This is a genomic window from Vibrio sp. SNU_ST1 (assembly GCF_030563405.1).
Lineage (GTDB): Bacteria > Pseudomonadota > Gammaproteobacteria > Enterobacterales > Vibrionaceae > Vibrio.
Window position 1 is genome coordinate 1656233 of sequence record NZ_CP130748.1, and the last position, 13888, is coordinate 1670120.

At 42.7% G+C, this 13888-nt stretch carries 13 protein-coding genes and 2 pseudogenes; 5 read left to right on the forward strand and 10 right to left on the reverse strand.

The genetic code is table 11. The features are described from left to right. Positions 1-7 precede the first annotated feature (7 nt). The 3 genes from Q5H80_RS07110 to Q5H80_RS07120 all read left to right on the forward strand — a co-directional run bounded on the left by Q5H80_RS07110 (position 8) and on the right by Q5H80_RS07120 (position 5536). Positions 8-3127 carry an efflux RND transporter permease subunit gene (locus Q5H80_RS07110; protein WP_304569391.1) on the forward strand — a complete coding sequence of 1040 codons (3120 nt, stop codon included), beginning with the start codon at positions 8-10 and terminating at the stop codon, positions 3125-3127. 2 nt (positions 3128-3129) lie between these two features. Next, positions 3130-4623 (forward strand): efflux transporter outer membrane subunit, encoded by a 1494-nt coding sequence (locus tag Q5H80_RS07115; protein ID WP_304563894.1) that lies wholly within the window; start codon positions 3130-3132, stop codon positions 4621-4623. A 394-nt stretch (positions 4624-5017) separates the two neighbouring features. Then, positions 5018-5536 (forward strand): hypothetical protein, encoded by a 519-nt coding sequence (locus Q5H80_RS07120; protein ID WP_369809717.1) that lies wholly within the window; start codon positions 5018-5020, stop codon positions 5534-5536. 88 nt (positions 5537-5624) lie between these two features. On the opposite strand, the gene Q5H80_RS07125 is transcribed toward Q5H80_RS07120, so the two are convergent. The 9 genes from Q5H80_RS07125 to Q5H80_RS07165 form a co-directional block, all read right to left on the reverse strand. After that, on the reverse strand, positions 5625-6149 hold the full coding sequence (locus Q5H80_RS07125) for an OsmC family protein (RefSeq protein ID WP_304563898.1): 525 nt from the start codon (positions 6147-6149) through the stop codon (positions 5625-5627). Positions 6150-6623: 474 nt separating this feature from the next. Continuing rightward, the gene (locus Q5H80_RS07130; protein WP_304563899.1) at positions 6624-7073 is read right to left on the reverse strand and encodes a DUF3291 domain-containing protein; all 450 of its coding nucleotides are present in this window, start codon (positions 7071-7073) and stop codon (positions 6624-6626) included. A gap of 64 nt (positions 7074-7137) precedes the next feature. Then, on the reverse strand, positions 7138-7419 hold the full coding sequence (locus tag Q5H80_RS07135) for a hypothetical protein (RefSeq protein WP_304563901.1): 282 nt from the start codon (positions 7417-7419) through the stop codon (positions 7138-7140). 206 nt (positions 7420-7625) lie between these two features. Next, the gene (locus Q5H80_RS07140; protein ID WP_304563903.1) at positions 7626-8030 is read right to left on the reverse strand and encodes a DUF1801 domain-containing protein; all 405 of its coding nucleotides are present in this window, start codon (positions 8028-8030) and stop codon (positions 7626-7628) included. Positions 8031-8133: 103 nt separating this feature from the next. Then, on the reverse strand, positions 8134-8586 hold the full coding sequence (locus Q5H80_RS07145) for a hypothetical protein (RefSeq protein ID WP_304563905.1): 453 nt from the start codon (positions 8584-8586) through the stop codon (positions 8134-8136). 183 nt (positions 8587-8769) lie between these two features. Further along, entirely contained in the window at positions 8770-9318 is a 549-nt protein-coding gene (locus Q5H80_RS07150; protein WP_304563907.1) for a GNAT family N-acetyltransferase, read from the reverse strand. A 228-nt stretch (positions 9319-9546) separates the two neighbouring features. Then, positions 9547-10056, reverse strand: coding sequence for a DUF2867 domain-containing protein (locus Q5H80_RS07155; RefSeq protein ID WP_304563909.1), 510 nt, complete (start codon positions 10054-10056; stop codon positions 9547-9549). Between the two features lie 150 nt (positions 10057-10206). Continuing rightward, a complete protein-coding gene (locus Q5H80_RS07160; RefSeq protein WP_304563910.1) occupies positions 10207-10542 on the reverse strand; it encodes a hypothetical protein in 336 nt (111 codons plus the stop codon). 103 nt (positions 10543-10645) lie between these two features. Next, positions 10646-11455: a class I SAM-dependent methyltransferase gene (locus tag Q5H80_RS07165; RefSeq protein WP_304563911.1), complete on the reverse strand. Its 810-nt coding sequence runs from the start codon at positions 11453-11455 to the stop codon at positions 10646-10648. Between the two features lie 69 nt (positions 11456-11524). Here Q5H80_RS07165 and Q5H80_RS07170 point away from each other — a divergent pair. Both Q5H80_RS07170 and Q5H80_RS07175 read left to right on the forward strand, forming a co-directional pair. After that, positions 11525-11746: pseudogene (locus Q5H80_RS07170) on the forward strand (IS110 family transposase); the annotation flags it as partial. A 503-nt stretch (positions 11747-12249) separates the two neighbouring features. Next, positions 12250-13204 (forward strand): annotated as a pseudogene (locus Q5H80_RS07175) (IS110 family transposase). Between the two features lie 63 nt (positions 13205-13267). Here Q5H80_RS07175 and Q5H80_RS07180 read toward each other — a convergent pair. Further along, positions 13268-13852 (reverse strand): hypothetical protein, encoded by a 585-nt coding sequence (locus Q5H80_RS07180; protein WP_304563912.1) that lies wholly within the window; start codon positions 13850-13852, stop codon positions 13268-13270. Positions 13853-13888: the final 36 nt, after the last annotated feature.

Consider the following 13888-nt stretch of genomic DNA (forward strand, 5'->3'; position numbering starts at 1 on the left):
AATCATGATGAATCTAGCTGATTTCGCGATAAAACAACGCACCTTCATCCTGTTTTTCACTGCATTGAGTGTCATCGCAGGCCTGTTTTCTTACTTTGATCTTGGCAAACTTGAAGATCCAAGTTTCACCATCAAAACGGCGGTTGTCGTAACACTCTACCCCGGTGCTTCTGCCGAAGAAGTGGAGCAACAAGTTACGGATACCGTTGAGACTAAACTGCAAGAGATGGGTTCACTGAACCGACTGCGTTCGTTGTCTCGTCCGGGCATCTCAATGGTATTTGTTGACCTTAAAGAGTCTCTCAATTCAAAAGCACTGCCACAAGAGTGGGACTTATTGCGTCGTAAAGTGTCTGACATGAAGCTGTTACTGCCTTCGACGGCGCAGATCAGTGTCGTACAAGACGAGTTTTCTGAAGTCTACGGGATGCTTTTCTCTATCCACAGTAAGGATGCTTCGCCTGCTAAACTAAGACGTTACGCAGAAGAGTTACAACGTCGGATCAAAACTGTCGATGGCATTAAGAAGATTGAATTACACGGTGTTCAGCCACGTGTTGTTCACATCGACATCCCAGATGAAAGATTGGCACAATACGGCCTATCTATCACACAAGTTTGGTCACAGCTTAATAGTCAGAACATGACCTTTGATGCGGGCAAATTTTCAGCAGGCTCTGAACGTATTCGCGTTCAACAGTCGAGTGAATTTGGTTCGTTAGACGACATCAAAAATCTGATGATCAAAGGTGGCGTAAGTGAATTAGGAACCAGCTTAATCCGTTTAGGCGACATCGCTGACGTCACAATGGGCTATCAAGAGCCAATGATGACAGAAAACCGCTACAACGGTGTACCTGCAGTCACATTAGCAATGAGCCCAGTCACCGGCGTCAACGTGGTATCGCTTGGTGATGAAATCAATCAGATCGTCAGCGATTTCCAAGCGACGTTGCCATTAGGCGTTGATATCGCGACGGTTGCTAATCAACCCGAAGAAGTTCAGAAATCGATCGACAACTTCGTAAGTAACTTACTAGAAAGTGTCGCGATTGTATTCATCGTCCTGTCGATATTCATGGGCCTAAAAAGTGCAACTATTGTTGGATCAAGCTTACTACTGACTATCTTGCTAACGCTTATCTACATGAACATCGCTTCAATTGACCTACATCGAGTTTCGCTAGGTACCTTCATTCTTGCGCTTGGCATGTTGGTTGATAACGCCATTGTCATCACCGATATGATGATTGTGAAAATAAACAAAGGCATCGACCGAACCAAAGCCGCAATTGATTCTGTCAAAGAGACAGCAACACCACTCTTTGGCGCGACAGTTATCGCTATCATGGGTGCAAGCCCTGTTATCTTCTCAAAAACGGATGCGGCTGAGTTCGCAAGCTCAGTATTCCTTATCATCGCGTCGTCACTGTTACTGTCTTGGCTAGTCGCAATGACCTTCACGGCCTTGATGTGTTGGTTCTTCATCAAGCCAAGCAAACAAGCTGACAACACAAAAGTAAGCTTATACCGTAAGAGCGTAAACTGGACGGTAGATAACCCACTCAAAGCAATGACGGGGCTTATTCCGCTGATCTTGGTAACAGCATTGGCTATCCCGAGCATTGCGGTTAACTTTATTCCACAAGCCGACAGACCCATCCTATTCCTAGATTATTGGCTACCAAATGGCGCCAAGGTTGAACAAACCTCAGAAGACATGAAGCGTATCGAACAATGGTTGTTAGAGCAGCCTGAAGTCAAAAGCATTTCAACATACGTTGGCGCTGGTGCTCCACGCTTCTCAGTGACTATTGAGCCAGAACCGTTTGACCCTGCTTACGGTCAGATCTTGATTAACGCTACCGATTTTCCATCACTCAGCCCGTTGATTGCGCGTGGTGACAAATGGTTAATGGAAGAGTTTCCGAATGCCGATCCTCGCTTTAGAAGCTTAAAACTGGCGACTGCGGATAAGTTCAGTGTTGAAGCGCGTTTCTCGGGTCCTGACATCGAGGTGCTTCACGGCTTATCAGAGCAAGCGAAAGCTATCTTTGCTCTACACCCAGACACCAAATACGTGCGTGACGATTGGCGTCAAAAGAGCAAAGTACTAGAACCTGTTATTAATCAAGACAAGATGCGCCTTGCTGGTATTAACCGTGCGGATATCGCATTCGCGATGAAACGTGCGTCAGAAGGCATGCCACTTGGTCGTATGAACTTAAACGATGAGTTGGTCACTATTCAACTACGTGGTACAGAGAGCTCGATTCAATCGCTAGAAACGCTGCCTGTTCGTTCTTTATTAGGTATTCACAGCGTTCCACTAGGCCAAGTGATCGATGGGTTTGAGCTTACCAGTGAAGAAACCATGATTTGGCGTCGTGACCGAGTAAAAACCATCACTGCGCAAGCTGGCGTTGGTCGCTACACTACACCAGCAGCAGTAAGAAACTCCGTTAAAGAGCAAATTGAGTCCATCCACCTTCCAGATGGTTATCACTTAGAATGGGGCGGCGAATATTACGACGAGCATAAAGCCGTCAGCGATATTCTTAAACAACTACCTAAAGCGATGCTGTTAATGGTGATTATCCTAGTCGCGATGTTTAACGGCTTCAAACAGCCAGTGATCATCTTCACCACCCTACCGCTTGCCGCGACGGGCGCGACATTCAGCTTGTTACTGTTGGATAAACCATTCGGCTTCATGGCATTGATTGGCGCAGTAACGCTGACAGGTATGATCATCAAGAACGGCATCGTGTTGATGGACCAAATTGAGCTAGAACGGAAAAACGGTCACTCACTGTCTGATGCAATCAAAGAAGCGACCGTAAACCGTACTATGGCGATTTCAATGGGCGCACTCACCACTGCACTTGGCATGATCCCGCTGCTCAGTGATCTTCTGTTTGACCAGATGGCAGCAACCATTATCGGTGGATTGGCTGCGGCAACCGTGTTGTCTCTGTTTGTAATGCCAGCACTGTATAAGCTTTTCTATCGAACTGAAGAGAAGAAGTCAGTTTCAGAAGCCATTAAAGAAGCTGTAGTTGTGCTCGATGCAACGCCTCAATCTACAAATAACGGTACTCAAACCTCATTCAACAAAGAGCAATAGACATGTATACATTAACAAAGTTTAAAGTGGCTCATATTGCTCTCGCGTTGTTACTGACCGGCTGTGCCGTTGGCCCGGATTACGAAGAACCGCAAACGACCATGGCAGAGGCCTTCTTGTATAGCAAAGGTGATGTGAGCCAAGACGAACAGCACAACCATTGGTGGACACAGTTCAATGATCCAACGCTCAATCAGTTAGTAGCCGATGTTCAAAGCCAGAACATCCCACTTAAACTGGCTGCCGAGCGAATCAACATGGCGAACTCATACAAAAGCGTTGTGGAGTCGTTCAAAGTTCCGACCATTAACGTCGGTGGTGGTTATTACAACTACCAACTGAGTGAGAACGACTCCCTACTCGGCCCGGTATTTGGTGCCTCTGATGCGGTTGAGTCAGCAACGGGCATGTCGTTACTGGAAGCCCAACACGATGGTGGGTTCTTAGGCGCAAGTATTGCTTGGGAAATGGATCTGTTTGGGCGTATCGACAGACAATCTAATGCGGCAACGATTCGAGTAGAACAAGCCGAGATATTCAAATCAGGTTTGAATACACTGATCACTGGAGACGTGATTCACAATTACCTGCAATATCGAGGCGCTCAAGAACGCAAAGCGATTGCGATAGATAACATTGAAGACCAACAACGCACACTTGAACTGGTGACCAAAGTGGTTCGCAGTGGTTATGGCTCTGAGTTAGACCTTGCACAAGCCAAAGCAATGCTTGCAGCCACAGAGTCGATTGTTCCGCAGCTAGAAATAGCCGAACAAGTTCACAAGCAGCGTATGGCTGTGTTGTTGGGTGAGTCACTAGCCAACATAAACCAACGTCTGGCGGGCGAATTTACTTTGCCACGAATGAATGATGTTATCCCAACAGGATTGCCTTCTGAATTGTTGGAACAACGCCCAGACATTCGAATTGCAGAACGTGAAATGGCTGCGATTAATGAAGAGCTTGGCGCAAGTATTGCCAATCGTTATCCAAAGTTTTTCCTAACGGGCACACCAGGCGTTACGGCCGGAAGCTTTGATGACCTTTTCAGCAGCGACTCATTTGGTTGGGCAGCGTCTGCGGGTATCAGTTGGAATGTATTTGATGGTGGAAGAGGTGAAGCCATGGTCGAGATGAACGAAGCAAGGTTTCGCTCGGCAGCACTCAACTACCAACATTTGGTAGACAGCGCATTCGCAGAAGTAGATTCAAGCTTGTTTGCTTATGGTCGTAGCCAAGAAAACCAAAAACGGATTGATGAAGCAACAGACGCGGTCGATAACGCAGTGAGCAAAGCCAAATCGTTGTATAAAGCTGGTTTAGTGGATTACTTGTCGGTGCTCGATGCACAAAGACAACAAAAGATGATGCAAGACCGCCAAGTAGCCGCCAAGCTTCAAACTGCTAATACCACGATTGCTGTTTATAAAGCCCTAGGTGGTGATTGGAAAGTCGCTAGTGAATCACAAAGCGTCGAGTTAGCTTCTGTGAACTAGGAAAGCTATACACTACTCATCAAAGTTCATCCACTCCATTGCGTAAGGTGTTTCAAAATATCCAGTAGCATGCATCTTCAATGCGACAACATGAGTATCCCCTGGAGGGGAGTTACTTGTTGGGATTCCGACATGGTGAAACGTGATTTTTTGGTATGTTTTGCTTGGTTTCATCTTTTCTAATTTGCATCGATATGGAGGTCGGAGGTTCCTCACAATTGATAAGAGATACAAGTAATTGAACCTCAATTAGACTCAATAATATGTTAACCACGATTTGGGTATGGTTATGTGCTCCGGGGGCTTGTTACGTAATTAAACTATACTTGATGAGATGTTTTAAACATTTGCTCATAGCTAGAGGATCATTTCTATGAAACTGAACACTCGCCTTATGACAGTTTTTGCAATCACTATCACTTATAGTTTTAGCGGATATACTGCCGAAAAATCGCAATCTCTATTAGAAGATGCACTTAGTGCCGCGCCTCCTACATTACGTGACACTGTTACTGTTTTAGACTGGGATCAAAATGTCCTGCAAGAAGGAACGAGTAACTACACATGCTTCCCAACCCCACCCCAACTCACGGGAAAAGCACCTATGTGCATGGATGGCCCGTGGATGGATTGGGCGAAAGCCTGGATGAACAAAGAACCATTCCAAGCGAAAGCCATCGGGATATCTTACATGCTCGCTGGTGATGAGGGGGCTAGTAATATAGACCCGTACGCTGAGGGGCCAACCGATGATAATGACTGGGTCGTAGAAGGCCCACATCTAATGATCATTACCCCTGATGTTACACTATTGGATTCATTACCTACGGATCCAAGCCTTGGAGGCCCATATGTTATGTGGAAAGGGACTCCATACGTACACATCATGATACCCGTAGGAGCCAGAAAATAGTCCGTTGTAAGGCATCGTTTTACGCAGTGGTGCCTTATTACATATCACAGTGGTTATCGTGCTTCTTTATTCACAAAACTCTCCGGCTTTAGAGAATAAATGTCGTTTTAACTGGAGGGGGCGATTTGAGTGTTTGCTGAACAACGCAACATGCCTTAGCCGCGGTTTGGAGGCGTTCTAACTGTTTTGAATCCGTCCCTTCTTTTACCTTCATTTTTACTTCACAGGTCATATTTTGAAAGCCTACCGGGACTAATCTATCCATCATCAAAGCCCCTCGAACATCTGCAGTAGCTGTCACGTTGACCTCTAATTCGACCAGTTCAATCCCCATCAAGTTGGCAACCATACGAATAGAGGAGTCTTGGCAAGCTGCTAATGCAGCACATAATAAATCTCCGGGTGTGGGAGCGTCATGCTTACCTCCAACTGCAGCATGAACACCTACGGGCACCGATACACCACACCCGTCCATAGGCTCCACCATTGAATGGAATGGTTCAGACGCATATTCACCTGAAGTTTTAGCGTGGTCCGTGACCATAGCCAAGCTTGGGTTTTTAACGTAGCTTTCTTTAAGAGGTTTTTGCGCCTCAAATACAATTGACTTCATAATGGGATCCTCGGTGATCAGTTAAAGTGGCTAACGCACAGTTAAGCAATTTAACAACGCAAATCTGAACCTAAACCAACCACCACAGAACTATTTAGCTACAAATGTCATGAGTTGACTGTCAACTTGAATTGTTTGCTATACATTACCGCAGTCGACTTGGATGAAATAACATCCACCCTTCAGGGTAAAGCTTAGACAAAACCTGCGATAACAACCAAACCATTTACTCTAATTTTCACGCAATAACCAGCTTCTAGATTCGTCTATACTCGGTGTCCCTTTCTAGCCAAGTGTTAGAAATCACCTCGAAAACACGTTAAGAAGGTTTTGAAACGAGAGTTCCCTAGGAGCAACAAGGTTTGGGTTGAATACCATCAAGCTCTCGATGAAGCACCCAATATCAACAGCTCTCACTCATCACAAATGCCCCTATTTTAGTTTCAATGGAACATAACGTTGTTTGAAGAAACGCTATTTTGGTGCTTCTGATGCTGTAAAATTGGTTTTAAAAGTGAAGGCATACGGCGTATCACCGATTTCTCTGAGGTGTTCAAGTCGCTCTATCGCTTCTTCGAGTGTGGGAGTAAGGCCTTTTTCAATCCACCAAAGAACATAAGTATCTTCAGGTAATCGATGAAACCAGTCCCCCTTTCGGCGCATGAAATCACGGTGATGTGTGCGGAACATGAAGTTCTTTAACGAATCCACAGAGTCCCACACCGACATGTTCACAATCATATTAGGATCGTCGAAAGCTTTGATATTGGTGGCGTCACCAGATTCATCTTTCAGACGCCAAACAAACCCTTCACTGCTTTCTGCGATTCCATTAACCAACTCTAAATTATCGACAAATTCTTTGATTTCTGGCGCATCTAACGCATATTTTGCCAGAGCTATATTTAACTGAGCTAATTTCATAATGTTTCTTCCTTGATAAATTATGAGTAGAAAATTACAAACACACCGACTGATACTAAGAAAACTAACGAACAGTCACGCCTTCAACTTCAATCACTGAGTTAACATTCGCTCGCTCGATGATCTTGAGTAACGTTGTCTGGATTAGCTCACTATCTCTAATTTCTGTTTCGCAAGAGAAACGCTCCTCTTGAACACCATCGCTCTCACCCAGCATAAATTGAACCGCAACTTCCGTTGCGAGATCTTTTGTCGTTCCGTAATACGCTAACGTGATTTTTGGATATCCGTTGTCCCCTTTTTTGACCTGCTTAGCGATGCGTTTTTTAGCTTTATCTAAATTCATACAACTTCCTTTAAGACTGAAATACAAGACCTGATATACAAAGTGACTAAAACACCTTTTTACACGGTAAGCAATACAATCAGCGTTTGTTGTGGAATTTCCTCTAGCGTCTTGATACTAATCAGGATGGTACAGTCTGAACTACCCAAAGAGTGATATCTAGAGCACAGAAAACTGGTTTAAGAAATAGTGACAGCACGTAACAATTACGCACCAAGAAGCGGTAGATGCTTTCGCTGTTGATAAGTTAAGGCCAGCTCTAAGCAATGCTTGATTGGTACCTTGGGAAGTGGTTCAGTAAGGTTCAATACGATAGCCCTATTACCTTGAAACGCCAGCGTGCCGTCGTGCAATTCTCTGATTGTGTCGATTAGCTTCGTTTGACAGTTAAAGAACAAGTAATAGTTGCTTGGCGATTTCAATTTCCAGTCGATTCGAATTGGGCTGCCCGTTTTAACGCTGTAACTTGGCTCGCCCCATTTTAGAGACTCTTCGACTTCACCTAAACCTAAATCAGAGGAAAGCTCAAAGATTAACGACCGTAACTCTTCAAGCCGAACTCGAACATCACCGGGGTACTCGTCGAAATGTGTTTTGATTTCTTTGTCCATCGAACCTCCGATTGACTTGTTGCGATATTAAACTGCCGCTAACTTAAACCATAGGCCTTAAACATTAGTCCAACTTTAAACGAAAAGTGCCAAGCCTCGTAAATCATTTTTGAGTTAACTGTTCGTTAGCAGCTTTCAAGGCCGCCTTTAAACCGTCTGTATCCTTACAACCAATGTAAACATGCTTTCCATTACTTAAGCTTAACTTCAGCGCTGAACCTATCGATGCATTATACAACCAACCATCGCTCAACATACGGATGCCAATACCTTGATACCACTTGCTTTGATAGAACGATGTCTCGGTAATGTCTGACACTTCTACATTCTTACGCCAAAAACCAAAGCCGAAATACCAGCTTAGTACACTGTCTTTGACCTCAATTGTCATGGAGAAAAAGAGCAAAGCAATTAACCCGTTGATGGCGTGAGCGACGAATGTTCCGGAGTTATTATCAGACGTAACGACAATGAAAGCACTTATCGAAACAAGGATGAGCAACAACCCCTTGTTGTATTCCTTACTATAAAACACAGTTATAACTCCTATAGACAACGAACAACCAATTAACTAGCCAACAGCTATCTTACTGCGGCCTTTCTAAATCATCGTGGCAAGTAATGAAAGCAGATTCCCCAAAACCAAGTAGCATTACCTCGATACGACCTAACCAAAGTATCAAACCAGAATAACCTTGTTCCGGATCTAAGCCTTGTTATAAAGCACATCGAATCTACATTAGTCACTTGGCAATGCCTTGACCCATTCGGATCGCAGGACAGCCAGAACTACGGTATCCCACCACCGCCCTTTGAAAAAACGATGCTCTCTAAAGTGCGCTTCTTGGCGCATGCCTAAAGACTTACAGAGCTTAATGGCAGGTAAATTCTTACTGATTGTCTCCGCATAAATGCGGTGTACACCCAATGTTGAAAAACCAAAATCAGCCAAAGCGAGAGCCGCTTCATTGCTTAACTGATGACCTTGGTATGATCTTGAAAACGCACACCCCATTGAAGCTTGCTGATTGTCTTCCAGACGCAAACAAACAGTGCCAATGAACTGGCCAGTGCTCTTGTATTCAACAGCGAGTTGATATGATTTCCTTGGTTCTTCAGACGCCTGAGCTATAAACAAGTTGGTTAACTCTTTATATTTAACAGGGTCACAGTCACTTTCATCATAGAAACGCTGATATTTAGCGTCTTGAGACATCGCCACGAAAGCATTTTCATCGCTAGGATTCATATCCCTAATAATCAGCCGATTTGTCTCAATTTTAAACATCGAAAGTTCCTTTTCATCCTGAAGTATAGGCCTAATGCCCGCTACGAAAAATGCTGGCACTCAATATCGTGGGTTAGCTCAACACCATAGAATAATTTGTGTGTCAGGCGACTCAATGGGAGCCGTACATGAATGAAGGTGACATTATTTTCATAAGTTTGGATACACCTAAATCTTTTGCTCAAATCGCGGTACCGAAAGGATAGAGCAGCGTATAAGCTCTACACCTTAATCCTTATTGTATGCCTGTTCTAACCCTTTCAGGGCACTTGGTACTATTATTTTATGAAATGGCGTAACGAAGAACATATAGATCTTACCAAACAAATTGTTTACATGAACCACGGTATTTGCGTGAACGATTGCGGTTTCTCCTTCAGGCTCAACAAGAAAAGAAACTCGGACATCAAGGTGTTTATCACAGTCTTCTAATACAACTTCATTCTCAGTTGAACTGACCAGCGTAAAAATACCGACTCGTTCGCCTACCACATATTCTGAACCTAATTTGTCTCGGGATACATCTTGTAGACCACCCAAATTTTTCAAACCGAGTTTCGATACAACCCAGTTTCTCGTAGACATCAGAAATGCAATCCAAGTCGGTGTTTGAGCTGCTATTTCAAGAAATACTTCAATAGCAGTTTGGTTGTTGTATTTTATTTTTTTTGAAAAGCTATCACAGAAATATGAATTTTTGGAATACTCGCTCAATATTGATTTCTTGGGTATAGACATAAACTCTCCTTCAAAAGGCATACGCTTTACTAAGTGGCTAACAAACCTGCCACCTCCCTCTACAAAAAAAACCTTACCCACAAAAGCCGACCATTACAAAAGTGCCGAGCGTTTTGGAATCCAGTTAAACAATCTATTAGGTGATGGCTACTATAGCAGGCAATAAAGTAGTGGGAACAAACTAGCGATCAATAAGCTGTGCCCAACAGACGTACTCTCTAATTTTGTCACAATGATTGATTTAGCAGACTCGTTTTCAATTAACGAACTAGCAGAAACGCCAGCCATGTTACCAGGGTCACTATATCCGACCTTATGACCGGAAAAAGACAAAAGTGAACCAAGAGCAAGAAGAATTAGCATTGAATAGAACGCATAATCACTAGAAAATGCTAGTTTCAAATAGCCTGTGAAATACTCGAAAGTAACCACAATTAGCAGTGCTAATAAATTTGATAGCACTATCAACCTTACGAATTTAAACATATTCCCTCTGATACCAATAGAACAGCTAACGTCCCAATAAACGGTGAGTGAACGTGTGCCATAATGAAGCGAAATGGAATCGGCACACGTTTATGAATCCGACTTAACTGCTTTGTGAACTGGCTTTTCTAGCGATCACTAAACCATGATTACTTGATCCCAAAAGGCTTGCTTCGTCGCAATTTGCCAAATGATAATCTAACCATGTCTGATATTGGGATGGCGTAAAGTTATTAACACCGTTAGATATGTAACGTCCAAATCCATCTGTTGCTGCGTGTCCAATTACATTAAACCCATTTTTGTTTACAAGATTTTCAATTTCACTAGGCGTTGCGAAATACCCGACCTTGAAAAAACTATCGGCTTTAGCGTTTGATACCGTGCCATGTTTATTTAACTCTAAAAGTACCTCCGGAGTGACTAGCTCTGGAAATTGTTGGGCAAACATACCAGCGACAAAGAAACGTGAAATATAGGCTATGGCTAGTATACCATTTGGCTTTAAAACCCTTAGTGTTTCATTAACCGCAAGCTCTCTTTCATGCAGAGTTTTTAGGTGGTACAAAGGCCCAAGAATTACACAAACGTCTTGAGAACTACTTTCGATAAATGACACATCACAAGCATTACCCTCAAACACTTTCAACTCAATACCTTCAGATTTTGCTTTAGTATTTAAAATCTTCACTTGGTCAGGCGCAAGTTCTACTGCTGTAACATCACAACCTAATTTCGCAAAATGTAAGGAATAGCGCCCCGTTGCTGCTCCTAGCTCACATACTGATTTCCCTTTAAATAAATAAGGTGTGAGTTTATGTATCGTAGTATCAAACTCTAACTGAGCAATATATTGCCGAGTTAGCCTTTCATCTTCGTTTGCACCCGTATATTGGGCTATCAATTCTTCCATTGGTCACATCCCCTTTCACCCAATTAAGTAGCTGCAACGCTAGCACTACACAGTCGACTTAAATTTGTTATTAGAACGATACTTAAAAGTATCGCCCTAACTAAAAACCCCTTTAGTCTTCATGCCGTAGACCCAGATGGTAAAGTTATACTTCAGAAGTCAGTAACTAGCTCTAAACTAATGGCTACAATAGCAAATATGCCACTCGTGCGTATAGGCGCTGAAGTGTGTGGTGGAGCACATTATTGTGCAAGAACACCAAAGAAACTCGGTTACGACGCACGAACAATGGATGCTGGCTTTGCGTGTTGTGGAGTGAGCTGCCCCATGTAGCCGAAAGGCATTGATAATAAGGATAATGGCATTAGCGAAAACAGAAGAGATGTGACGAAGAAAGAAACGAAAAATGGCTAACTGGTTGATAAAATTGCTATCGTAACCTTGTCTTGGCCTCACTCGCCTTGAGAAAAACCTCAAAGCGATGTGCCTTTCAAATACAATCGTATAATTTACTTAATAAAGTGGCTTCAGGCTTGTTCAACACTTGGGATTTAGTGTTGGCTACGTAACACCTTAATCCTTATTTGTATGGATAATAACGACTCAAAATTGGGTAAAGTGGGATCCAAGCTTAAGCTGCAACTTAAGCCTTCTATTTGATAACTCGACATCCTTATGGCTCCTCCAACGAGAGACCGATAACAAACATGAGTGTCATTTAGAACCCCAAGCATTAATCTCGAATAGTCGACAGGGTTACGAACCCGTATTACGCAATAAAGAGCTCGCTTATTATGCAAACTAAAGTAAAAGAAGAAATCAATGTCGGTGTCGATATTGGTAAAAAGCAATTAGATATTCACATTTACCCACTCGATATCTACTTCACTGTAGAAAATAATGAGAAAGGAATAGAAAGTGCGATTAAAGCTATACACGCACACTCCCCAAAGCGTGTTGTAGTTGAAGCAACAGGTAGACTTGAATTACCATTTATTCTTGCATGTTCTGATGCAAATCTACCTTTTACAATCGCAAATGCAATACACATAAAACGGTTCGCTGGTGCCATAGGTCGGAGAGCCAAAAATGACAGGCTTGATGCACATCTCATCGCTCTATTTGCTGCCACAATAAAACCAAAATCGACTGAGCTAAAAGCAGAAAACATTCGATTAATGAGTGACTTAGTTACTCATTAATCGAATAATGTCCATACAGACTATGGAGAAAAATCGTATCCAGGTTTTGCCTAAAGAACTCCATTCGTCGATAAAACCAATACTAACTGCACTAAAGAATCAGATCACAAAAATTGAACAAAAAATAATTACGTTAATCAATAGTTGCCCAGAATACCAAAGTAAGAACACAATACTTCAAAGTGTTCCAGGCATAGGAAATATCGCCGCAGCTTCCATCATTAGTAACGTTCCTGAGCTTGGCTACATCTCAAACAAGCAAGCCGCGTCTTTAATTGGTGTCGCTCCAATCACACGGGAAAGCGGCCGCTACAAAGGCAGGCGCATTACTCAAGGTGGTAGAACCAAGGTTCGTACTGTTCTCTATATGGCAATGATGTCTGCCATGCAATGTAATCCCGTTTTCAAGGCAACTTACCAACGGCTATTGGCCGCAGGTAAGCCTAAGAAAGTCGCGATCATTGCATGCGTCAGAAAGATGGTAGTGATCTTAAATTCCATGCTGCGAGATGGCACCATGTGGGATGAAAACAACGCCAAAAATTAGTTATTGACGCCATAGTCGTTTGTTAGCATTTGATATCCAAAACTATAATTTAACTCCTTTCTTCTAGGGCGAAAAGTACAAGGTACATTCTAATGAAGACAGCCCTTCACAAATGGCTGTTTGTATATCTAATTCTTTCTGAGTTTTCTTAGGCTTCCTGGCTTTCTTTTTATAAAGCTCTTGAATAACTAAATACCCCCAATAACCTCTTCGTGCTGTGGCAAAAATTTCTTCTCCTACTGAAAAATAATGAGATCCTCTGGTGTGTAAATCATATGTAAGATCTCTTTCGCCGTCGTTTAAACATAGGTATTTTATTGTTCCACCTTTAACTGAGCGCTCACCTTTACAAGTAACCGTGTAATTGATTTTTACTACTTCGTCACTCAGATAATTTTCATTAGAAATTGACATACCGATTCTTATAAAGATAAAAAGTGGAATGACCCAAATGGTCATAAACAAGTTGCTGACTTGGGGTTTTCCATATTTTCTATGTTCCACAATTATGTTTTCGGCACGTTTATCTCTTTTCATTTTATAGATATATAAAAATGCAGTTAAAGTAACGGCTAGGAAAGCTGAAACATAAGTGAAAGCACCATTGTCGAGAGTATTGTGATATACCGAAAATCTTGCCTTAAACACGAGAACCGATACAAAGACCAATGGGGCTATAAATGA

Coding starts and splice junctions, on each gene's coding strand:
- Q5H80_RS07110 (WP_304569391.1), top strand. CDS start 8: ATGAATCTAGCTGATTTCGCGATAAAACAACGCACCTTCATCCTGTTT.
- Q5H80_RS07115 (WP_304563894.1), top strand. CDS start 3,130: ATGTATACATTAACAAAGTTTAAAGTGGCTCATATTGCTCTCGCGTTG.
- Q5H80_RS07120 (WP_369809717.1), top strand. CDS start 5,018: ATGACAGTTTTTGCAATCACTATCACTTATAGTTTTAGCGGATATACT.
- Q5H80_RS07125 (WP_304563898.1), bottom strand. CDS start 6,149: ATGAAGTCAATTGTATTTGAGGCGCAAAAACCTCTTAAAGAAAGCTAC.
- Q5H80_RS07130 (WP_304563899.1), bottom strand. CDS start 7,073: ATGAAATTAGCTCAGTTAAATATAGCTCTGGCAAAATATGCGTTAGAT.
- Q5H80_RS07135 (WP_304563901.1), bottom strand. CDS start 7,419: ATGAATTTAGATAAAGCTAAAAAACGCATCGCTAAGCAGGTCAAAAAA.
- Q5H80_RS07140 (WP_304563903.1), bottom strand. CDS start 8,030: ATGGACAAAGAAATCAAAACACATTTCGACGAGTACCCCGGTGATGTT.
- Q5H80_RS07150 (WP_304563907.1), bottom strand. CDS start 9,318: ATGTTTAAAATTGAGACAAATCGGCTGATTATTAGGGATATGAATCCT.
- Q5H80_RS07155 (WP_304563909.1), bottom strand. CDS start 10,056: ATGTCTATACCCAAGAAATCAATATTGAGCGAGTATTCCAAAAATTCA.
- Q5H80_RS07160 (WP_304563910.1), bottom strand. CDS start 10,542: ATGTTTAAATTCGTAAGGTTGATAGTGCTATCAAATTTATTAGCACTG.
- Q5H80_RS07165 (WP_304563911.1), bottom strand. CDS start 11,455: ATGGAAGAATTGATAGCCCAATATACGGGTGCAAACGAAGATGAAAGG.